This is a genomic window from Runella sp. R0.1_18 (genome assembly GCF_057652155.1).
Map to the genome: position 1 here is coordinate 33,092 of NZ_JBYFCK010000020.1, position 22,012 is coordinate 55,103.

At 42.1% G+C, this 22,012-nt stretch carries 20 protein-coding genes and 4 tRNA genes; 9 read left to right on the top strand and 15 right to left on the bottom strand.

The window, feature by feature from the left end:
* Positions 1 to 66: 66 nt before the first annotated feature.
* Complete coding sequence (locus AC23P2_RS25330) at positions 67 to 633, bottom strand: Crp/Fnr family transcriptional regulator (RefSeq protein WP_487775780.1); 567 nt, start codon at positions 631 to 633, stop codon at positions 67 to 69.
* A gap of 17 nt (positions 634 to 650) precedes the next feature.
* On the opposite strand from AC23P2_RS25330, the gene AC23P2_RS25335 reads away from it, so the two are divergent.
* Positions 651 to 1,562 carry a helix-turn-helix domain-containing protein gene (locus AC23P2_RS25335; RefSeq protein ID WP_487775781.1) on the top strand — a complete coding sequence of 304 codons (912 nt, stop codon included), beginning with the start codon at positions 651 to 653 and terminating at the stop codon, positions 1,560 to 1,562.
* Here the strand turns inward: AC23P2_RS25335 and AC23P2_RS25340 are convergent.
* Complete coding sequence (locus AC23P2_RS25340; RefSeq protein ID WP_487775782.1) at positions 1,550 to 2,554, bottom strand: FAD:protein FMN transferase; 1,005 nt, start codon at positions 2,552 to 2,554, stop codon at positions 1,550 to 1,552. The two genes, AC23P2_RS25335 and AC23P2_RS25340, sit on opposite strands and share 13 nt — an antisense overlap.
* Positions 2,555 to 2,793: 239 nt before the next feature.
* On the opposite strand from AC23P2_RS25340, the gene epsC reads away from it, so the two are divergent.
* A complete protein-coding gene (gene epsC / locus AC23P2_RS25345; RefSeq protein ID WP_487775783.1) occupies positions 2,794 to 3,621 on the top strand; it encodes a serine O-acetyltransferase EpsC in 828 nt (275 codons plus the stop codon).
* A 68-nt stretch (positions 3,622 to 3,689) separates the two neighbouring features.
* Here the strand turns inward: epsC and AC23P2_RS25350 are convergent, their stop codons facing one another.
* Positions 3,690 to 4,091: a Dabb family protein gene (locus tag AC23P2_RS25350; RefSeq protein WP_472492119.1), complete on the bottom strand. Its 402-nt coding sequence runs from the start codon at positions 4,089 to 4,091 to the stop codon at positions 3,690 to 3,692.
* Between the two features lie 192 nt (positions 4,092 to 4,283).
* Between AC23P2_RS25350 and AC23P2_RS25355 the strand changes: the two genes are divergently transcribed.
* Both AC23P2_RS25355 and AC23P2_RS25360 read left to right on the top strand, forming a co-directional pair.
* A complete protein-coding gene (locus tag AC23P2_RS25355) occupies positions 4,284 to 5,129 on the top strand; it encodes an AraC family transcriptional regulator (protein ID WP_487775784.1) in 846 nt (281 codons plus the stop codon).
* Between the two features lie 77 nt (positions 5,130 to 5,206).
* Positions 5,207 to 5,551, top strand: a complete 345-nt coding sequence (locus AC23P2_RS25360; RefSeq protein ID WP_487775785.1) for a YrdB family protein — start codon at positions 5,207 to 5,209, stop codon at positions 5,549 to 5,551.
* A gap of 390 nt (positions 5,552 to 5,941) precedes the next feature.
* Here the strand turns inward: AC23P2_RS25360 and AC23P2_RS25365 are convergent, their stop codons facing one another.
* Complete coding sequence (locus AC23P2_RS25365; protein WP_487775786.1) at positions 5,942 to 8,368, bottom strand: TonB-dependent receptor; 2,427 nt, start codon at positions 8,366 to 8,368, stop codon at positions 5,942 to 5,944.
* Between the two features lie 70 nt (positions 8,369 to 8,438).
* On the opposite strand from AC23P2_RS25365, the gene AC23P2_RS25370 reads away from it, so the two are divergent.
* The 5 genes from AC23P2_RS25370 (at position 8,439) to AC23P2_RS25390 (ending at position 12,075) form a co-directional block, all read left to right on the top strand.
* Complete coding sequence (locus AC23P2_RS25370; protein WP_487775787.1) at positions 8,439 to 8,570, top strand: hypothetical protein; 132 nt, start codon at positions 8,439 to 8,441, stop codon at positions 8,568 to 8,570.
* A 90-nt stretch (positions 8,571 to 8,660) separates the two neighbouring features.
* Positions 8,661 to 9,722, top strand: coding sequence for a sensor histidine kinase (locus AC23P2_RS25375; protein ID WP_487775788.1), 1,062 nt, complete (start codon positions 8,661 to 8,663; stop codon positions 9,720 to 9,722).
* A gap of 24 nt (positions 9,723 to 9,746) precedes the next feature.
* Positions 9,747 to 10,472 (top strand): LytR/AlgR family response regulator transcription factor, encoded by a 726-nt coding sequence (locus AC23P2_RS25380; protein ID WP_487775789.1) that lies wholly within the window; start codon positions 9,747 to 9,749, stop codon positions 10,470 to 10,472.
* Between the two features lie 85 nt (positions 10,473 to 10,557).
* Positions 10,558 to 11,346: a tryptophan synthase subunit alpha gene (trpA, locus tag AC23P2_RS25385; protein ID WP_487775790.1), complete on the top strand. Its 789-nt coding sequence runs from the start codon at positions 10,558 to 10,560 to the stop codon at positions 11,344 to 11,346.
* 15 nt (positions 11,347 to 11,361) lie between these two features.
* Positions 11,362 to 12,075 carry a LolA family protein gene (locus AC23P2_RS25390; RefSeq protein ID WP_487775791.1) on the top strand — a complete coding sequence of 238 codons (714 nt, stop codon included), beginning with the start codon at positions 11,362 to 11,364 and terminating at the stop codon, positions 12,073 to 12,075.
* 63 nt (positions 12,076 to 12,138) lie between these two features.
* On the opposite strand, the gene AC23P2_RS25395 is transcribed toward AC23P2_RS25390, so the two are convergent.
* From AC23P2_RS25395 to gyrB, 11 genes are all read right to left on the bottom strand, one after another.
* The gene (locus AC23P2_RS25395) at positions 12,139 to 12,459 is read right to left on the bottom strand and encodes a T9SS type A sorting domain-containing protein (RefSeq protein ID WP_487775792.1); all 321 of its coding nucleotides are present in this window, start codon (positions 12,457 to 12,459) and stop codon (positions 12,139 to 12,141) included.
* A gap of 88 nt (positions 12,460 to 12,547) precedes the next feature.
* On the bottom strand, positions 12,548 to 13,714 hold the full coding sequence (locus AC23P2_RS25400) for a sialidase family protein (RefSeq protein ID WP_487775793.1): 1,167 nt from the start codon (positions 13,712 to 13,714) through the stop codon (positions 12,548 to 12,550).
* A 433-nt stretch (positions 13,715 to 14,147) separates the two neighbouring features.
* A tRNA-Val gene (locus AC23P2_RS25405) sits at positions 14,148 to 14,222 on the bottom strand.
* 116 nt (positions 14,223 to 14,338) lie between these two features.
* Positions 14,339 to 14,429 (bottom strand) — tRNA-Val (locus AC23P2_RS25410).
* 45 nt (positions 14,430 to 14,474) lie between these two features.
* Positions 14,475 to 14,552, bottom strand: a tRNA-Val gene (locus tag AC23P2_RS25415).
* Positions 14,553 to 14,597: 45 nt separating this feature from the next.
* Positions 14,598 to 14,675 (bottom strand) — tRNA-Val (locus AC23P2_RS25420).
* A 71-nt stretch (positions 14,676 to 14,746) separates the two neighbouring features.
* Complete coding sequence (locus tag AC23P2_RS25425) at positions 14,747 to 15,499, bottom strand: SDR family NAD(P)-dependent oxidoreductase (protein WP_487775794.1); 753 nt, start codon at positions 15,497 to 15,499, stop codon at positions 14,747 to 14,749.
* A 53-nt stretch (positions 15,500 to 15,552) separates the two neighbouring features.
* Positions 15,553 to 16,023, bottom strand: coding sequence for a hypothetical protein (locus AC23P2_RS25430; protein WP_487775795.1), 471 nt, complete (start codon positions 16,021 to 16,023; stop codon positions 15,553 to 15,555).
* An 86-nt stretch (positions 16,024 to 16,109) separates the two neighbouring features.
* Positions 16,110 to 17,366 (bottom strand): alkaline phosphatase family protein, encoded by a 1,257-nt coding sequence (locus AC23P2_RS25435; RefSeq protein WP_487775796.1) that lies wholly within the window; start codon positions 17,364 to 17,366, stop codon positions 16,110 to 16,112.
* 3 nt (positions 17,367 to 17,369) lie between these two features.
* Positions 17,370 to 19,679: a polyphosphate kinase 1 gene (gene ppk1 / locus AC23P2_RS25440; protein ID WP_487775797.1), complete on the bottom strand. Its 2,310-nt coding sequence runs from the start codon at positions 19,677 to 19,679 to the stop codon at positions 17,370 to 17,372.
* A gap of 142 nt (positions 19,680 to 19,821) precedes the next feature.
* Positions 19,822 to 21,792: a DNA topoisomerase (ATP-hydrolyzing) subunit B gene (gene gyrB, locus AC23P2_RS25445; RefSeq protein ID WP_487775798.1), complete on the bottom strand. Its 1,971-nt coding sequence runs from the start codon at positions 21,790 to 21,792 to the stop codon at positions 19,822 to 19,824.
* Positions 21,793 to 22,012: the final 220 nt, after the last annotated feature.

The following is a 22,012-nucleotide window of genomic DNA, read 5'->3' on the forward strand; positions in this document are numbered from 1 at the left end:
TTCACAAGTTTTCTTTTGCAAAGGTCTAGGTACTACTTTAGGCTTCCTTTTACATTTGTTAAATAATCACCTTGAAACAGCTCGGATTCGACTTAGACTTACCTGCGTAATGCCCAAATAAGAAGCAATGTATTTAAGAGGTATTCGGCGCAATACATCGGCATTTTCGTTCAGCAGAGCTTTATACCGCTCCTCTGCCGTATGAAACTGCAAACTTTCGAGGCGTTGAACGGTTTCAACGTAGCCTTTTTCAAAGATTTTTCGGAACAGGCGTTCAATCAGCGGGAAGGTATCATACAAACGAAATAACCCTGGAGCATAAATGGCAACAATTTCGGACTCTTCGAGTACTTGAATTGCTTTTTGGGAAGGGATTCCTAAAAACAAACTTTCTACTCTGACGATGATACTCCCCTCAAAAGAAAAAGATTCAGTGATATCAACTCCATCTTTGTAGTAGTAAATGCGAGCTACTCCCTTTTTAATAAAGTAGATGTTACGACATGTATGCCCCATGGGCTGCAACTCTTCGTTTTTTTTTAGTTTCAATTCCGAACAAAGTGGTGCGAGTGCTTTCTTTTCGGTTGAGTTAAGTTCTTGAAATGACGCAAAAAAAGCGAATAGCTCATTCATAGTTTGTTAATATTTGTATGAAAACCACCCAAATTCCACTCCTTAAACCCGCAGAATTCGATGACTATGTGTTTGACACCTTGGTATGGAAAAACACGCAACGACCATTCTTTAATCAGTTCCACGTCATTCGGTTAGAAGATTACAAAAAGCACCTCATCATTCCTCAAGCTCCTCATCGACGCTCGGTTACGTTTTTTGTTTTCTTAACCAAAGGTAGCATTACCCGCCGAAAAGCGCTTAATAAATACGAGATTAGGGCAGGTTCGTTCTTTTTTTTACCCGCTTTTCAAATCACAACTTTGGATGAAATCAGCGACGACGCCGAAGGTTTTTACTGTCATTTTAGCAGCGACATTTTTAGCATATCACCTTGGAAATCAGAAACCTTACAAGCCTTCTCCTTCCTTCAATTAACGGGTTCTCCAGTAGTTAAACTCAGCCAAGAGCGTCAACTCGCTATCTTGCAAATCTTTGAGCGGCTCCTCGAAATTAACCAAGTGATTTGCGAAGAACAATTTTGTTTGATTGCCTCCTATCTATTCACCTTATTTACGGAGGTAAACCAATTTGTTCGTCCCCTAGAAAAACCCATTGGCAACGCTGCTGTTCGGATGACGGAACGTTTCAAAGCAGCACTTTCTCAGCACATTTACGAAAAGCACACCGTATCCGAATACGCCGAGCTGTTGTCTGTTTCACCCAATCACCTCCACAAATGCGTGAAAGCCGTCACGGGAAAAAGTGCCCACGATTTGCTGGATGAAATGCGCGTGTTGGAAGCCAAAGTTTTACTAAAACAAAGTAACCTTTCTATTGCCGATATTGCCTTTAAAATTGGGAAACTCGACCCTAGCGACTTTAGCCGATTTTTCAAGGCAGAAACAGGAAAAACCCCCAAAGAATACCGACAAACTCAATATTTGTAGTGTGCTTTTTTGCTGGCATTATGCTCCAAAAGCCACACTTCAATTCCCTTCAAACGCTTGGCTACTTTTTTACCTTTTTCTATACCCAGTACACTAAAAGCAGTAGCCAAGGCGTCGGCATCAGTGCCAGTTGGAGCGATTACGGTTGTGCGTGTATGCGTGGTTAAACCTACCCCCGTATAAGGGCTTACAATGTGCGAATAGCGAACACCTTTGTAATCGAAATGCCGATAAGTACTCCCTGAAGTGGCTACCCCACAATTTTTCAAGGTCAGTATATGCGTGGCGGTAGTATCTCCTCCTCCAGAACTCACCTCAATCCGCCAACCCTCCTTCTCTGGTGGGGCATCACCAATGGCCAAATCTCCGCCCGCGTCCAAAAAGGCGCGGTCGATTCCAAACGATTTAAGCACCTTCAAGACGTCATCGGCCGCGTATCCTTTTCCAATTGCTCCAAAATCTATCCGCATTTTTTTACGTTTTAAAACGACAGAGCGGTCTTCGCTTCGAAGCTGAACAAAACGATAGCCAACGGCATCGCGGGCTTCTTTGAGTTGGGACTTATCGGGAAAATAGTTGCGCCGAATCGCCCTTCGCCAAAGCTGAACGATTGGCCCGACGGTAACATCAAATGCGCCATTGGTATTGATACTCAAGCGCTTTGATTGCTCTAAAATTTCAAACAAAATAGCACTCGCATAAAAACGTTGCCCCGTTCCTGCGGTTTCCGAAAGGCGGTTTACTTCGCTGCCATCTAAATAATCACTCAGGAGATTGTTTAAGTACTGAATTCTCGCAAAGGCACTGTCGGAGGCTACTTTTGCCAGCGAATCACTTGGAGCATAAAAAACCAGATTAAACTCCGACCCCATGGCATTTCGGACGTAAGCGTATCGACGAAGGCGCTCTGTTTGTTGCGAATTGGCATCAAAAGCAACCAATCCTAAAATAATCCATAACGAGAAGCCAAATAAGGAAACGATGCGAATCACGAAAAATCAATTTTTTATTTTAAACTTTTGAAAAACTTCCAAAGATTGAACCTTTTTGCACGGTTTTTGGTATCACAAGTATAAAAATTATTCCAATGAAAACGGCTATCCTTTTAGTATGTTGTTGCTGTATCTTTCGCTAAACGATATAAAGGGAATAATTTAAACAAAGCGAACCAACCATAAAGCCGCCCTTTCCACTATGGAAGGGCCTTTTTTTTATAACTCAAATCAATGCCATGACCTCAACCCAGCAAACATTGTCAAGTACCTTTTTTGATCGTCTTGCGCAGCAAAACCTCCGTTATCAGTACCGCTTACCGTCGCGGAATGAAGTGGGTAAATTCGTCGAAGAAATGATGCGGTTCTTATTTCCAATCACCCAAGATTGTTCGCGCTCAGCGACCAATCTACCTGATGCCTACGCCAAGCTTCAGCAACGGCTTTTGTGTTTGTTAGAACCGCTAAACGGCAACCTTGGTACGAATCATGAAGTGGTAACGGAGCAGTTTATGGAGCAGCTTCCTGACATTTACGAAAATCTCCTGCTGGATGCCCAAGCTATATCTGACAACGACCCCGCCTCCATCGGCATTGAGGAGGTGATTGCGGTTTATCCAGGTTTTTATGCCATTGCAGTTTATCGTTTAGCGCACGCGATGGTTGACTTGGACGTCCCACTTCTACCACGGATGTTGACCGAATACGCCCATGGTTTGACGGGCATTGACATCCACCCCAAAGCATCAATTGGAAAATCTTTTTTTATAGACCACGGAACGGGAGTAGTCATTGGCGAAACAACCGAAATTGGAAACAACGTAAAAGTTTATCAGGGGGTAACGCTGGGCGCTTTGAGTGTATCAAAATCATTGGCAGAAACCAAGCGACACCCAACCATTGAAGATAACGTGGTCATTTATGCCAATGCCACCATTTTAGGCGGAAAAACCGTGATAGGCAATGATTCCATCATCGGCGGAAACGCCTGGGTAACGGCGAGTGTACAACCGTATTCGCAGGTTTATCACCAAAGCGAAGTAAAAATTCGTCAAACGGTATTTTAGGTGCTATAAAACCACAAAGGGAACATGGCAAAAAGTCCTGTTCCCTTTGAAAATCTTTCCTACTTGCACTACACCTGCACCGAATCATATACAATGACCTTTTCCCAAAGGTGCGAGTAATCTTCTACAAACTTGAGGTGAATGGGGTGTTTCTGGTAAACTTCTTCTTCTTCCAAATTGTCAAAAAAGCACAACCAAGACACGGCATAGCTGCGCTCAATCACACTACGATTGGTCGTAGCGGGTAAGCCGATGTTGTGCATTCTGATGGTTGGTACTTTTGCCAAGGCCGTCAATCCTTCAATCAACTTGGCGCGGTCGGCTTCGCTTGCGGGGTTTTTCAACCAAAAATACACGTGGTGAACAAACACTTTCTTGTCTTTGGCCGCTTCGGCCGACAGTCCCACGACTGAAGCCGTAGAGGCCGCCACCGCTTTTTTCAACATCGAACGTCTTTTTAATAATTTCATCTTCTGTCGTTTTTTTGTTCTAATTCTTCCGTTTAGTCTTAGCGTTTTGTGGCCAATTCTGTACTATTTCATTATAGGTCAATGCGAGAAAAAGTTAATTTAAGCATTGTTCGGCAAAATTAGAGAGGACAGATTTACTACTTTCTGTAAAAATCCATTTTATTTTGGTAAAAAATTACGCACCTTCTTTCGATGAAACGCTACGTTTTACACAGCCCGTTTAACATTTACCATTTTGAAGCAGCCCAATGGGAACACCCCGTACACAAGCATACCTATTACGAAATCATTTTTATTTTGAAGGGGTTTGGCGACCACAACATCAATGGCAACACCTATGCTTACGAGCAAGGGGATGTATTTTTGTTAGGCCCAGAAGACTTTCATTCGTTTGATATAGCCTCGATTACTGAATTCTGTTTTATCCGTTTCAACGAATCTTACAGCAAACCCCACAGCGTTACTGACAAATATTGGCAACAAATTTTCCAGTCGTTGCTATTGACTTCCACTCAAAGCCGTGGAACGATTGTGCATGACAAAGAAGAAAAACAAAAATTACACCAACTTCTAAAAGTACTTGAAAGTGAGTACGATAACACTCCATCGACACATTTTGAAATGATACGAGACAGTTTAATGCGGAGTATTCTGCTGATTTTAGCTCGAAACCTCTCCCAACAAACTCCCGCCAAATCGGAAGAATCGAATGCTGCCGAGGCGATACTGAGGTACATCAAACAACATATTTATGAGCCCGAAAAACTCAGTATGGAACGAATTGCTGAGGAATTTCACCTAGCGCCTACCTACGTAAGTATCTTTTTTAAAAAACAAACGGGAGAATCGCTCAAGCAATTTATTGTCAAACACCGCATTAAGTTGATTGAAGCTAGGCTTCTCTATAGCTCCATGACCTTGACCGAAATTGCCCATGAATTTGGGTTTACGGACGAAAGCCATTTTTGCAAGCAATTCCGGCAATATACGGGAGTAAACCCCTCAACTTTTCGAAAAAATGGGCAAACTTTTCAGTAGTTTTGGGTACCGTTTTTAAACCATTAGCCCATGAAATTACACTTTAGAAAAGCAAATCGATTAAACTACTCCTCATCATGCAAGCCATCCGCTACATCAATTACCTCCTTGCCTTTGGGTTAGAACTCGTGCTTTTCTTTGGTGTCTCTTATTGGGGATATACCTTTGGAAAGAGTACGTTGACCAAATGGGTAATTGCCATAACACTATTTATCATCGTCGTTACCCTCTGGGGGATATTTGCCGCACCCAAATCTTCGATGCGTGTTTCGTTTCCTTGGCTCAATTTGGTCAAAATCCTCCTTTTTTCCCTCGGTACTTTTGCCTTTTGGGGCATCGGCAAAACCCGTATCGCCGTTATTTATTCCATTTTATGCCTTGTCAGTGTTATCATCAGTTATTTTGACGAAACAAACCGCTAGTACCACTTTTTTCAAAAGGCTCCGTTTTTTACCCTAATCAATTTCCCGTTGAGTTCATCTGTAAACAGCCAAAACACTAGCTGCCATACCCACGATTTGGGCATACTACGAATTTGCTGAATTTCGGACTTAACAAAAAAATATAAGAAAGGGCCAATAAAAAAACAGGCCGTAAGCCCAATTTGCAGGTATATTTTGGGCAAACTGTAATCAAAGAAATAAACGACTGACTTACCAATTCGGATACTCAACACCAACAACAACGCCCCAAGTAGGTAGTTTGATTGGTAGTAAACTTAGACAAAACGACAAATACCCTTCGTTAGTTTCCAACACCTCCTCCTCTACCAAATATTCGCTCAATGACTCACTCATCCAAACCCACGTATTTTACTTCACTCGCTCCTTTTCTTCGTCTTTCGAATCATATTTTACGCTTTGGGCATTTTTACCGAAACTTCGTGAGTAGGTCAATTTAACAACCCGATAAAATACCGTTTCGTCACGCCAATTTGACACCGTATTGATGTCGAAAGCGATGGGTGTCATGCCTCCGTTGTGAGAAAAGACGCTAAACGAACGGAACACATCGGGTAACGTAAGCAATAAGGTTCCTTTGTCATTTTTAAGTTTTTTAGCAATTCCTACATTGGCTACTCCAAAGCCTTTGATTGTGTTTGGCCCTTCAAAATGGGGCATATTGTACCATCCCGAAAGCTCAATTTCAAAGTTTTTAGGTAAGTTGATTTGTTGTGAAAAATTGAGATTCTGAAACACAAACTTCTTTTCGGCAGGAAATTGACTGTAGGAAACCTTATAATCTCGGAGAGACGTGAGGGTGTTGAGGGTAAATTTCCACCATTTTGTAAGTTGAAAAGGGTAACTCAAAAATAGATTAAGGCTTTTCATGTAATCCAGGTTTTGTGGCGAAGAAATGCCCACATCTTTGGTGGCGTTTGAGGTAATCTGATACCTCAAAATAGGATTCAAATCGTATTGAGCTGAAATACCAATACTCAAACCTTTTTTTGAATACTCAACTTTGAGCATATCAGAAAGCGTAGGTTTTAGCAATGGATTTCCAGAAAAAATAAAAGTGGGGTCGGTGTAAAACAAATTGGAAATCAAGTCGGTATAGGCAGGGCGACTGATACGGCGACTGTAATTGAAATTGATCGAGGAATTTTGATTAATGGCGTAGGTATAAAGCACTGAAGGAAAGAGTTTTGAAATCTCAAATACTTCCTCTTGATTGCTAAAATCTCTTTTCCAATATTCATAACGCAACCCCAAAAGAAGGTTACTTTTAGCGTCAAGCATGTATTTAACTTGAGAATACACCGCTGCAATCCGTTCCTGACTTTTGAGTTGGCTTTGCGAGCGTGGGTCTATTTCCCAAGTGTCGTTTACTTTTCTTTCTACCTTACTGTCGTTTTCATTTTGTGCAAAACTTGTTTTTATGCCAAAATCCGCATTAATTTTTTCGCTAAATTGGGTATTCAAATCAGCTTTAAAAACGCCCACATGTATTTTAGAAATGCTTTCGCCCCTATTTCCATACGTAAAAATTGAAAATTGGGGTTTTATCGGTTGCTTTTGTTCGTCAAAATATTCAGACGAAATACCTGCGGGGCTGTTGTTGAAATAATTAATGTAACTAAAATCGGCATTGAATTGTGTTTTAGGCGAAAAGGTCTGTTTCAGATAAAACGAAGCAATATTGTTTTGCTTGGTCGTCAATCCATCTGAAAGCATTGCTATTTCAAAAAAATCCCCCCTTTTTAGCTGATAAGTGCCTCCATTGTTTACCAAATTATGAGATTTATCAAAACTTCCAACAAAATCTACCCCAAGTGTAGTTTTGGGGTTAGGCTGATATTGTACCGCAAAATTTAGATTATGATTGTTTTGGTATCGGCGAGCAATTCCATAAAAAGTATTGTAGCTTTCGCCCAACATAAACGAAGCCCCTGCTGTGCCATCGCCTGCGTATCCAGATTTCCGAACATCATGATTGAAAGAATAGGAAGCATTAAGATTTAGCTTTTTTAATCCATGAGAAAAGCCAATTGTGGTAAGGACTTTCTCTTTATAACCATATCCTGCGGTAGCCGACAAATTGATTTTTGTACCCAATGTTTCGTTGTTCTTGAAGATAATATTGATAATCCCCGCCCCTCCGTCGGCGTCGTATTGGGCAGTAGGAGAAGTTATAAGTTCAATTTTTTCGATGTTATCGGCCACTGTATTTTCAAGCAGCGACATCAATTCCTCCATCGGCATCTGCACTTTTCGGCCATTGAACAGTACTGTCACTCCACTTTGACCATTGAGGTTAAATTGATTGTTTCGTCGATCCGACATCACCCCTGGTAGCCGCTCCAGTACCTGCAAAGCATTGCTTCCTTTGGTCATTAGGCTACTTTGAACATTGATAATTTTGCCCAGCGGCGTGGTTTGAACGAGTTCTTTCTTGGCCGAAACCTGTACTTCGTTAAGGGTATTTTCTTCTTCTAAAAGTGTCAAATCGGGAAGTGTGATGGTAGAATTGGAAGAATTTACTTCAAACGCCTCAGAAATTCGCGTCTGATACCCTACCCCAGTGATTTTCAAATAAAAACGCCCAATTTTCGACAACGAAAGTTGATAATTTCCTCCTTCATTAGTAGTGGTACCTGTTACCAAACTGCTATCGGAAGCAGCCAAAAGCAGCACATTGACAAACGGAACAGCATCTCCTTTTGGAGTAATGATTTTGCCTGTGATTTGCGCAAAAGCGACGTTTGAAAAAAGAATGATAATCAATAGCGTTTTCATGTTTCTGTTTTTTCTTCAAAGAAAATGAGACGCTTATTGGAAAAATGGAGCGATTGACAAACTGTACAAAATGATTGATAAAATGATGCCGCGCTATTTAATCATCAATAAAAAAGGGAAAATAGTAGAAGTAAACGCCAAAAGGCCAAGTGATACCGACTGTTTGTATCGTCAATTGGACAAATATTTGATTATGGATTAAAACATTTCGTCAATTATTTTCGACACTACATCAATCTTTGGGGCATTGGTACGCCATAAACCGTTATTTTTCAGTCTAAAATAAGCGACAATGCAACACTGGTTTTTCAAATATAAACTTCACCACATTCCGTTTTGGATTGCTAACCATCTGGCGTGGATGATGATTAATGTAGGTAGTTTTGAAGGCGTAATTAATTATCTTTTTAAAGGAGAATTGCCTGTCAAATTCATCGGATACATTATTTTTCAAGCAGCGGGAGCTTATTTTATTCTATACTATCTGATTCCGAAGTTTTTGTATGTAGGTAAATATCGTAGCTATATTTTGGCGGTACTCCTCACCGTTTTGGTGTGTACGGCTTTCATTACTGCGGGTTATTTTCTGAATGCTTATTATTCAAAATTGACTTTTTTTGAATTATTTGGCAAACGTCCCGACCAATGGTTTGTCATTTTTTCTACGGCGGCATTTCCTTCTACTGTAGGTTCGATGACGTTGGCAATGAGTATAAAACTTGGTAAAAACTGGCTCAATGCCGAGCGAAAACGCCTTACTTTGGAAAAAGCCAATCTTGAAACCGAACTGAAATACCTGAAATCGCAGATAAATCCTCATTTTTTGTTCAATACCATTAATTCCATTTTTGTCCTGATTCACAAAAACCCAGATTTGGCCTCGGAGTCATTAGCTTCATTTTCAGAAATGCTTCGTTATCAACTATATGAGTGCAATGACGAGAAGATTTTGTTGAGCAAAGACCTTCAATTTTTGGAAAACTTTATCGAACTAGAAACCCTGCGTTTAAACGAAAATCAAACTGAATTGGCGTTTGAACTGAACCATGAGTCGGCCCGAGGTCATCAGATTGCGCCGTTTATTTTGTTGCCTTTTGTCGAAAATGCCTTTAAACACGTATCAAAGGGAAAAACCCAACAAAATTTTATAAAATTGGATTTGAAAGTTGACACCGAAAAGACACTTCAGTTGCACCTCGAAAACAGTCATGACGTAGAAGAAACAAACGAAAATTCGGGTATTGGGTTAAAAAATGTCAAACGAAGGCTCAATTTGATATACCCAAATCGACATACCTTAGACATAGAACGAGGAGTGAATTTTTATAAAGTTAAATTAACTATCCATCTATAAAAACTCCCCTTGGAGAAAGCAGCTATGAAATTACGATGCGTTATAGTGGACGACGAACCTTTGGCCAGCGAAGGGCTTACGAAGTACGTCGAGGTGGTCGATTACCTGAGCCTCGTAGGTGTAGCGGAAAACCCACTCGAACTCAATAAATTACTTGATAACCAAGCCATTGACCTCCTATTTTTAGATATTCAAATGCCCCACATGACAGGTCTGGATTTTCTAAAAATCAGGCAGAACCTTCCGATGGTTATTTTGACAACGGCCTACCCCAACTACGCCTTAGAAGGATTTCAGTTTGATGTGGTCGATTATTTGTTAAAGCCCATCACGTTCAATCGTTTTTTCAAAGCCACCAACAAAGCCAAAGATTTGTATTTTTTAAAGAATCAGGCACTTCAAAATTCTCCTCAAAACAGCGAACCCAACTATCTGTTTATCAAATGTGAAAGCAAGTACGAGAAAATTTTGGTGGACGAAATTCTGTTTGTTCAAGCCCTTCAAAACTACGTGATTATTCACACCCTACGGGGAAAATTTATGACGCTGCTTCCCCTAAAAACCGTCGAAGAATACCTTGACCCCAGCCAATTTTTACGGGTTCATAAATCATATTTAGTAGCTATTGACAAAATCGAGCGCATCGAGCCTAGCGAGCTTTCTATTCAGAATCAACTCATTCCCATCAGCCGCAACCTCCGCGAGCGGGTATTGGAGGTGGTTCTCAAAAACAGGTTGCTGGCCAAGTAGTACGCTTTGCCCATTAAATAGGCGCACTCCAAATTTTGGTTGTCGTAGTGGAAAATCCTACATTTACCAAAAAAATAAACCCAGCATGAATCGAATTGTTCAACTTTTTCAGAAGAACCCCACCCACAATCTAAACGTATATTTTACGGCAGGTTTTCCGCAATTAAACGACACCCGCCGTGTGCTAAAAGCCCTCGAAGATGCAGGAGCAGATTTGGTTGAAATTGGTATGCCCTACTCTGACCCCGTTGCTGACGGTGAAACCATCCAAAAAAGCAACGAGCAATCGCTTGAAAACGGGATGAGTGTCAAGAAACTATTCGAGCAACTTCATGGAATGCGTTCAGAAATAACGCTGCCCGTGTTGCTGATGGGGTACATCAACCCCGTTCTCCAATTTGGCATTGAAAATTTTTGCCAGCAATGTGCAGAAGTTGGCGTAGATGGGCTTATTTTACCTGATATGCCCGTAGATGAGTACTTAGCGTATTATAAACCTACGTTTGACAAGTACGGCATACTCAATATTTTCTTAATTACGCCTCAAACTACCGAAAAACGCATTCGCCAAATCGACGAATCGAGCGAAGGATTTATTTACATGGTATCCTCGGCCAGCGTGACAGGCTCCCAGTCGGGCGTCAGCCACGACATGGAAGCTTATTTTGCGCGAGTCAATGCCATGAACCTCAAAAATCCACGCTTAATTGGCTTTGGTATCAAAGATAACGAAACCTTCAACAAAGCTTGTGAACACGCAAGTGGTGCCATCATCGGTAGTGCTTTCATTCGGGTTTTGCAAGAAAGCACCGAACTCGAAAAAGACATCACTTCGTACGTTCATGGCGTTAAAGGCGCTTCTGCACTTGTTTAACTTCCCAATAAAATCATGAAAAAGCTACTTTTTTCCTTAACCATCGTTTTTGCTAGTGCAGCTGCTAGTTTCGGACAAACAGCCGATGAAATTATTTCTAAAGCCATTGATGCCCGTGGTGGCTCGGCCAAACTCAATGCCCTCAAATCAATGCGAATGGAAAGCACGACATCGGTCATGGGGATGGATTTGGCCTCCAAGTCGGTCATTGTCCATAAACGCGGAATGCGCAACGACATCGAAGTGATGGGTCAAAGCATCGTTGTTGCCATCGACGGTGACAAAGGCTGGACGATTAATCCTATGCAGGGTTCTGACCCCGTGGCGCTTCCAGACGAACAAGTCAAAGCTACGGCATCACAATTAGACTTATCGGGTATGGCCAATATCAAAGAGTCGGGTGCTGTTGCCGAATTAATGGGCAAAGAAACCTTAGATGGAAATGAAACATATAAAGTAAAACTTACCTCCAAAGACGGTACCATTATGACCCACTACATTGATACAAAAACGTATCTTACGGCCAAAACATCCATCAAGGTTACGGTAAGTGGTCAGTCGGTAGAGGTTGATACAAAAATGTCGAATTATAAAATAGTCGATGGAATTTCGTTTCCCCATACAACAGAGATTTCAAATCCTCAAGCGGGAGCAATTGTAACGACTATTACCAAATTAGAGCTTAATCCAACCATCGACGAAAGCATATTTGCGATGCCGAAGAAATAGTTTCCATTAAGTGGATAAACAAAAATAGCCCTTCAGAAAAGGGCTATTTTTGTTTACGAAGTTTTATTTTACAACAAATTTCTTTGTCCAAGTCTCATCGCCTTGTTCGCAATGAATAAGGTAATAACCAGTTGGAATTGAAAACAGCGTCGTCTTTATAAAGTGCGTACCTGTGGGGTATAAATCATTGGTCAATAACCGTATAAGCTGCCCATTAGGGTCAAGAATTTTCACAATCACCCGCGAAGGCAATTGCAATTTGAATTCAACCGTTACGTACTCCGTGGCGGGATTTGGGTAAACTTTCCACTGAGGCTCCTGCATCGCCCCCAACTGCACCAACGAGCTCCAAATAACGAAGAGCATGGATAATCGGGTTTTCATAGTAGGGCAATTGGCTTTTTCGTATCAAACGTACGAATATACACATAGATTGTCAGAAGGCAGGTGTCGTTGCCTAAAACATACCTCTTTATTTAATCAACCAGTTGTATTCAAAAACAGCATAAACTATTTTGGTATAATCATCTTTTTCGTACAAAACCCCAATTTGTTGGTCTTTTTGTACCACCAAGTCGGAATAAGCCGCTGTACCTGCATAAATTTCCTTACCAGCCGACCAGCTTTTTCCATCGTCTTTACTCACCCGAATAGTCAATTTTTCGCGCTTTGTTTGGCTGTTTAAGTTAGAAAAAATCAACACTTTTTTCCCTTTTTTAGGCTCAAAATCAATCATACTTCCCTGACAAACTGGATCAGGTAAATCGGTCATTACTTTCACTTCCGACCACGTTTCTCCCGCATTTTTGGAAAAAGCCTGAATACGATACTTGGCATCTCCCGACTGATTGCGACAATTAAAAAGCAAACTACCATTTGATGTTTCTGCCGCAATCGCCTCATTACTACCCGCATAGGCTACGTTAGGAGACAATTTAAACGATTGCCCGTGGTCATCGGTGTAAAATCCATGCGCAGTGTAATCTCTCGACTTAGGCTGCGGAGGACCTTCCGAATGATTGGCAGCGATATAGATTCGACCTTTGTACCTCCCTTTCTGAATTTGCAAACCATGCCCAGGAGTATTGGCATACGAGCGCCAATCTTCCTTAAAACCATACGCTGGGTTCGTAGCTGGATGGTTAGGTTTTGATACTTGCGTCGTGATGTTGACTGCCTCAGTCCACGTACGTCCATTATCAGTACTTGTTTTGAACCAGACCTCCCTTATGGCTTTTCCCTCGCGCACTTCTTGTTCGTGCGCGGTGCCTGTATTGTAAAACAAAAAAAGTCGGCCTTTTGGGTATCGCTTATCAGTGAGGTCAAAAACGGGCGCTTGGTTTCCCGCTTGGTCGGAACCATTATCAGCCACTACTTGCAGCGCAGACCACGATTTTCCTTGGTCAGCACTACTTTTCATCACAATTTCCACATCGCCAAAATCGCCACAATTGTTGCGGCGCGCTTCGGCAAAAGCCAACAAGTCGCCATTAGGTGCTTTGACAATCGCAGGAATTCGATAACATTTATATCCTTCTAAGCCATTTTGAAAAACTGTGACATTCTGAGGCTCTGTTTGCGGAGAAGAGGTAAAATATTTTCCCCAACCAATAACCGTAAAAATTAGCAAATAGTACATAGCATTAGCGATAAGCCTTTAAATTACCTAAAACGAAGCACAAGAAGTATTTATAATGAATTCGTAGAATTATTTTCCTCAAAAGAGGATAAAACAAGCTCCATTAAGAAATCGTTTCAGGTAAGCGTAAGTAGTAATAAAACGCTAGGTTAAACGCATCAAAAAAATAGCCTCAGCGAGGCTAAATCTTAGTAGAAAAAAGGGGTAAAGGCCATCCCAAAGCCCCATGGGGGTGACATCTTTCATAAGATGTAGCTTCTCTGGAGCAATCAATAACCACGCTATATTTTAATGCGTTTAACCTGATAAAACGCAAAAAGCCTCAGATGTCTGAGGCTTTTTGTTAATGTGGGAGTTGAGGGATTCGAACGGCAGCGGCCGACCGTCCCCGACCCTCTGCTTGTAAGACAGATGAGCTTCCGTTTATTTTTCGTGGGAGTTGAGGGATTCGAACCCCCGACCCTCTGCTTGTAAGGCAGATGCTCTGAACCAGCTGAGCTAAACTCCCTAAGGTCTTTCTTCACTATATTTTATTAACAAACTCGTCGTTTGTTGGTGGGAGTTGAGGGATTCGAACCCCCGACCCTCTGCTTGTAAGGCAAATGAGCTTCCGTTTATTTTTCGTGGGAGTTGAGGGATTCGAACGGCAGCGGCCGACCGTCCCCGACCCTCTGCTTGTAAGGCAGATGCTCTGAACCAGCTGAGCTAAACTCCCTAAGGTCTTTCTTCACTATATTTTATTAACAAACTCGTCGTTTGTTGGTGGGAGTTGAGGGATTCGAACCCCCGACCCTCTGCTTGTAAGGCAGATGCTCTGAACCAGCTGAGCTAAACTCCCTAAGGTCTTTCTTCACTATATTTTATTGACAAACTCGCCGTTTGTTGGTGGGAGTTGAGGGATTCGAACCCCCGACCCTCTGCTTGTAAGGCAGATGCTCTGAACCAGCTGAGCTAAACTCCCGATGCCCTTTTTTCGTCGTTTCGGGCTGCAAATATGTGCGATTTAATTTCTTTGGTCAAGCTTTTTTTTAATTATTTTCTAAAAATTATTGTGGGTGCTGACTGCGCAGAGGCATAAATCGTTAAGTCTGCGATAGTTACACGTGCTGGTGCATTCACTGCATAAACAATGGCATCTGCAATATCTTGAGCTAAAAGTGGATCAAAACCTTCATATACCTTTGAAGCCCTCATTTCATCTCCTTTAAAACGTACCAACGAAAACTCCGTCTCTACGGCCCCTGGCGCAATGTTTGTCACTTTGATTCCGTGCTGTGTCAAATCTAAGCGCATTCCTTCACTGATAGCTTCTACAGCTTTTTTAGAGGCACAATACACCGCACCGTTGGCGTAGGTTTGTTTTCCAGCGACCGAACTTAAATTGACAATATGGCCTTTACCCCGCTCGACCATCCCGTCAATCACGGCTTTTGACACATAAAGCAATCCCTGCACGTTTCCGTCTATCATTGCATCCCAATCCGCCACATCCCCTTCCTGAATTGATGATAATCCGTGTGCATTTCCCGCGTTATTAATGAGAATATCAATATTTTTCCATGCTTCAGGTAGCGACCGAATGGCTTCTGTAACTTCCTTGTAAGACCGAACATCAAAAACCAGAAAAGTTGTTTTCACTTTTTGACCAAGCTGAATAGCAAGTTCTTCTAAACGTTCTTGGCGGCGGCCACATAAAATTAGGTCAATCCCAATGGCTGCAAAGGCTTCTGCGGTCGCTTTACCAATTCCAGAAGAAGCACCCGTAATGAGAGCAATACGAGACATAAGTAGTTGATTTTAGTGTTAATTATTCAACTTCAAATGTAGGATAAAAAACGTTATTCGCATATTCGGACAAACTTTCGGGCATTTTTTTCGCCTTCTTTTCCAACCGTAACTACGAAAATTAGTTCTCGAGTGGTAAGTTGTGCAATCGTTACACTCTTTTGCCAAGGTACTCCCCCTAAAATTTGTTCATCTATGGCAATCTCTTTGCCATCAAAGGAATAATTAGTCACTAATTGTGCAGCGTTGCTTGACGACAGACCGTTGGCCATGTAATCAATTACTCTTAGTTTCCCATTATTAGTAAACTCAATGGCATACGAATTATCTGTTGCTTTTTTCCAAGTAGAATCTGCAATAACAGGGCAACAACCTCCATAATAACGAAACTCCGTCATTGTCCATTTTCCTACCAAAGTAGGCTTTTCGGAGGCACAGCCCGAGGGCATCATCATGGCTTCAGAAGTTGATTTACATCGTAAGCCAACCAACGCTACTAATCCTATTAACAGTATTTTTCTCATGGTTTTTATAAATTATCAATTACTCTAAATAATTGGTGTGTTTTCTAAAACCATGACGTTGTTAGCAGCAAAAAGGTTGGAAGTTTTTATTCTACCACCCACTTATTTTGAAGATTAAATTTAGCTTCTATGACGATTTTATACAACTTAGACGGCATTTTTGAAACATCAATTACCGTTTTTTCATTTTCAATTGGAACCTCATCCATTAACAAATATAAATCATGCCCTCCTTCTTCAAAATGGTTTGTTGTTGTTACCCAAACCTTCACTTTTTCTTTTTTTTCCAAAGCTTTCCAACCCACGTGAATCGCCGAAGACTCTTTTTTGACCGACATATCAATCAGTGATAATTTCCCAGTCAGTGGGATGCCGTCCACCTCAAATGCCTGTTCTTTGGGAATGTTTATTTGTAGATGTTTGGCCATCGTTGGCATAATATCCACCACTGCTGGCAGAACATTTTGTTTCTTTTTATCACCAAAGTAATCGTTTAATCCCTTTGCGTTGGTTACTATCCAAGTACTCCGTTCTCGCTCTGACTGCCCGCCGTGGTTTCGTCCACTCGCAACATCCCGCCCATGGTCAGTGGTAATAAACACCTGCCAATCCTCTTTAAAGTTAGCCTCACGGAACTGAATTGCTTTCCACAACTTTCCCATTTGATTGTCCATGATTTTAACCGCCTTGGTAAACTGCTCGCTGTCTCCGTATTTATGCCCCATATCATCAGTATATTCAAGATACACCCAAGTTAGGTCAGGGCTTTCATCTTTGATATATCGGGCGGCTTCCTCCACTACACGTTCGTCTATTTTGTGGATGTATTCTTTTTCTGCATCGTGGGGATAATGCAAGGTATCCAATTCAAAACCATCAAAATAACAATCTACTTTTAAGTGGTTAGTCTGAGGCAAACCAGTACCTAAAAGCTTGGTTCTATTGTCTAGCCAAGTCGAAAAAATGGCCGTTTTTTTATGAGGATATTGTTCTTCAAAAAAGCGAAAAATAGTCCAATAATGGTAATTGGGTTCTTTGATGTTATTGTCCCAAACGTTGTGCTTATTCACCCACGTTCCTGTCAATAAACTATTGTAACCCACTGCCGATATGGTGGGGGTTTGAGAATAAGTATTTTTCTTTCCCCCAACATACGCACGGGTATAACCCGCTGGATGTCCGATGGCTTTTAGATTGGGTAAATCAAGCTTTTCAATCACATCTGAGGCAATTCCATCCACAATCACAAAAAGCGATTTGGGCGTCCGTGTTTGAGCCTCTACGCCCATGGATGCACCCCAGAAGATGGCTCCCGCCTGAACAAGTGTTCTAAAATACTTCATGGTTTATTCTTCTCCCGTTTCTGTGGCAGCAGGAATCTTTGTAGCCTCTTCTTTTTGTTTTTCCAATAAAGCCGCATCTTCTTTTACAAACAAGCGCGTAGCCATTACCTCTTCTAGCGTAACATGGAAAAAACGTTCGTGGATATTGAAAGCTTCCCCTTTTTCGTCTTCGCATTTGATGTAGTTACCATCTTCCTGTAACTCGTAAGCATTGACATTATCACGGAAATTATAGTCCAAAATATGAATTGCCTGTTGCTTAACCCTTGGGTTGACAAATTCAAACATGGATTCAATCCGACGGTCAAACGAACGTACCATTACGTCGGCACTGCCTCCATAAACTTTAGGTTTTCCATTGTTATGAAAATAGAATACGCGGGTATGTTCCAAGAAATCACCCACGATTGACCGTACAGTAATATTTTCACTCAAACCTGCCCGCCCTGGGCGCAAACAACAAATACCTCTGACAATGAGGCGAATAGGCACACCCGCTTGCGAGGCTTTGTACAATTCTTCGATGGTCGATTTATCTTCTAATGAATTGATTTTGATACAAATCCCACTTGAAAGTCCTTGAGCGGCATTTTCTGCTTCTCGCCGAATTAATTTGACAATTTGTTTACGCATGTCGCGGGGCGCGGTAAGCAGGTATTGATAATCGTTTGGCAACGAATGCCCCGTAATTACGTTGAAAAACTCCGTAATGTCACGATTATATACCTCGTCGCAGGTGAGCAAACCAATATCTGTATAAAGCTTTGCTGTTTCTTCATTGTAATTGCCACTGGCTAGGTGAGAGTAACTTATGACCCCTTGTTCCTCTGCTCTCACAATCTGGAGGAGTTTTGTATGGGTTTTAAACCTAGTAATGCCATAAATCACAAAACAGCCTGCTTTTTGGAGGCGTTCGGCCTCGCGCATGTTGTTCTCTTCGTCAAAACGGGCCTTTACTTCAAACAAAACCGATACGTGCTTTCCGTTTTCAGCGGCTTTTAGCAAGGCAGCCGTAATCCGCGATTTTTTGGCTAGGCGATAAATCGTCAGCTTAATTGCCAATACTTGCGGGTCTTCTGCGGCGTCTTCCAACATCTTCAATACTGGTTCAAAGTTGTTGTAAGGATGGTGCAGCATAACGTCTCCCTCCTTGATGGTCTCAAAAATGTCGTCTATAATTTGCCCAGGTTCAAGGCCCAACGGCGGAACTACCGACGGGGGCGGCGGCGTAAGTTCGGCAAATTCGGGATGTTTGATAATTTGCCACAAACACGTAAAATCGAGTAAGTGATTGCACGTAAAGACGTTATAATCATCAAATTCCCAGCGCTTTTTGAGTAGGTTTAGGAGCCAATCAGTCATTCCTTTTTCGACCTCCATTCGCACCACACGCCCTAAGCGCCGCGTTTTCAGTTTCTGTTTTACCTCGTCCAGAAAATCACTTTCATCATCGTCATTTTCTTCAATGGAGAAGTCACCATTACGCACAATACGGAACAAGTGCATGTCCGTAATTTCTACGTTTCGGTATAATTTATGTAATTCGTGGCGAATAATCTCTTCAATTGGAATAAACAAAAACTCTCCGTTTTTTCGCTCAATGGTATAAAAACGTCGAAGGTTTACGGGAATTTGAACGAACGAAATGCGGCGATTTTCTTCGTCACCTTTTCCTTTTTCGTGCGAGTTGGTAATCACCGCAAAAATCAGGGTTTTGGCCAATAACACAGGAAACGTATGGGTATAGTCAAAGAGCATTGGTGTAAGCATCGGGTAAATCGTTCGGTCGAAATACTTGCCCACTTCCTGTTTTTCAACTTCGTTTAAATCCACACAACCACCAATGCGCAGTTTATGCTCCGCAAACAAAGGCATAAGTTCTTTCTCAAACACCTCGTCTTGTGCCTCGGTAAATTTATGTATAGCCGACATCAACGCCTTACGGAAGGGAATTTCTCGCAGTCCCGAATAATCCACCCGTTCTTTGCCGTAGTCGAGGTAATTGTACAAACTTCCTACTCGAATGGTGAAGAATTCATCTAGGTTCGAGTCCGAAATGGCCAAGAACTTCATTCGTTCAAACAATGTTCGGCGACTGCTTCTGGCTTGATCTAAAACCCGAAAATTGAACTGTAGCCAGCTCAAGTCACGACTGATAAAGTTGCTCTGTTCGATGGTTTGGCTCACTCGTTCTACCGAACGCGAGAAACGATCTTGGTCTTCGGCAGCTTGTCTCTCCTCCTTAGTTTCACGACGATCACGGCCAAAAGTAAATAAAGATGCTAAATTTTTAAGGTTATCGGATGCAGGCATGTTTCTTATTTTATTCTTCAAAAATAGGTAGTTATCAACAAAAAGCCATTCGTCGGATAGGACGAATGGCTTTTATTAACGTTTTCTTAACAAGAGTTATTTCAACATAGCCTTCGCCACGTAATAATTTCTCAAGCGAGGTTTAAACATCAACGCGGGCGTATTTTGCATTGCGCTCAATGAAATCACGACGAGGCGCTACTTCATCACCCATCAACATAGAGAACAGGTGGTCTGACTCCGCCCCCGACTCGATACCTACTTGCTTTAAGCTACGGTTCTCTGGGTTCATGGTTGTTTCCCACAACTGTTCTGGGTTCATTTCCCCCAAACCTTTGTAACGCTGAATATAGACACTATCTTCTTTTCCTCCCGAAATCTCGCGCACGGCTTGCTCACGCTGCGTTTCTGTCCAACAATAGCGCTCTTCTTTGCCTTTTTTCACCAAATACAAAGGTGGTTGGGCAATGTAGATGTAGCCATTGTCAATGAGTTCTTTCATATAGCGGAAGAAAAACGTCAAAATCAAAGTCCGAATGTGGCTCCCGTCCACGTCGGCATCGGTCATGATGATGATTTTGTGGTAGCGGAGTTTTTCGATATTAAGCGCACGTTCATCGCCATCACGACCAAACTGCACACCAAGGGCAGTAATCATGTTTTTGATTTCTTCGTTTTCGTAAATCTTGTATTCTTGGGCTTTTTCAACGTTTAAGATTTTACCTCTCAAGGGCAAAATAGCCTGAAATGCGCGGTTACGACCTTGTTTGGCCGAGCCTCCCGCCGAGTCTCCCTCCACCAAGTACAATTCGCAAGCCGATGGGTCGGTTTCAGAGCAGTCAGCTAGTTTTCCTGGCAAACCACCGCCACCAAGCACGGTTTTACGCTGTACCATTTCGCGGGCTTTGCGGGCTGCGATACGGGCTTTTGCTGCCAAAATCACTTTATCAACAATCGTACGAGCTTCTTTAGGGTTTTCTTGCAAGAAGTTTTCAAGCATTTCGCTCACTACTTGACTTACAGCCCCAGCCACGTCGGAATTACCTAATTTGGTTTTTGTTTGACCTTCAAACTGCGGCTCTTGTACTTTTACCGAAATCACAGCCGTGAGACCTTCACGGAAATCGTCGCCACTGATTTCGATTTTTTCTTTGGCCAAAATCCCCGTTTTTTCTGCGTAGTTTTTCAATGTACGCGTCAACGCCATACGGAAGCCCGAAACGTGCGTTCCGCCCTCAATCGTATTGATGTTGTTGACATACGATACCACGTTCTCTGAGTACGAAGTATTGTAAATCATTGCCACTTCCACAGGCACCGCCCCTTTGTCATTTTCCATGTAAATAGGGGTTTGGATAAGCTGGTCGCGGGTACTATCGAGGTAGGTCACAAACTCCGTCAAGCCTCCTTGAGAGTGAAACTCTTCGGTGCGTGGCTGTCCATTTTCATCTAAGTCACGCAAATCGGTCAACGTCAAGCGGATGCCTTTGTTCAAAAACGACAGCTCACGAATACGGTTGGCGACCGTTTCGTACTTGTATTCTGACACTGTAAAAATGCTGTCATCGGGCAGGAAGTGTACAAAGGTTCCTGTATCGGTTGCTTCACCGATTTCGCGAACGGCGTATTTAGGCTTACCAATGCTATATTCTTGTTCAAATATTTTTCCTTCACGGTGTACTTCTACGCGAAGGTATTTTGAAAGGGCATTTACGCAGGATACCCCTACCCCGTGCAAACCACCTGATACTTTGTATGTGTCTTTGTCGAATTTACCCCCTGCGTGCAAAACGGTCATTACCACTTCCAACGCAGATTTTTTTTCTTTAGGGTGAATGCCTGTCGGAATCCCCCGACCATTATCTTTTACCGTAACTGAGTTGTCGGTATTGATGGTGACGCTGATAAGGTCACAATGCCCCGCTAGTGCTTCGTCAATCGAGTTATCAACTACTTCCCAAATTAGGTGGTGAAGCCCCTTAATACCAATGTCTCCAATGTACATCGCAGGACGCTTGCGAACGGCTTCGAGACCTTCAAGAACTTGGATGTTTTCGGCTGAATAATTACTTCTGTCAATCTGTTCGGAAATTTCAATCGTTTCGGTTGCCATATGTTGGAATTGGTAACGAATAGGGTACTTATTGATGTACTTTTTGTATTAATTAAGGCGTAAAACTACAAATTTCTACGCAAAAATCCTAAAAATTGACCCTCTAAGACCTACGATATATCTGCACGGGTTGATGAAACGACCCGAACACCAAATAGCGTCCTACAAGCGCCACTGAGCGCACCTCACCCGTCAGCGACAATCCCGATTTTGAAGGTGG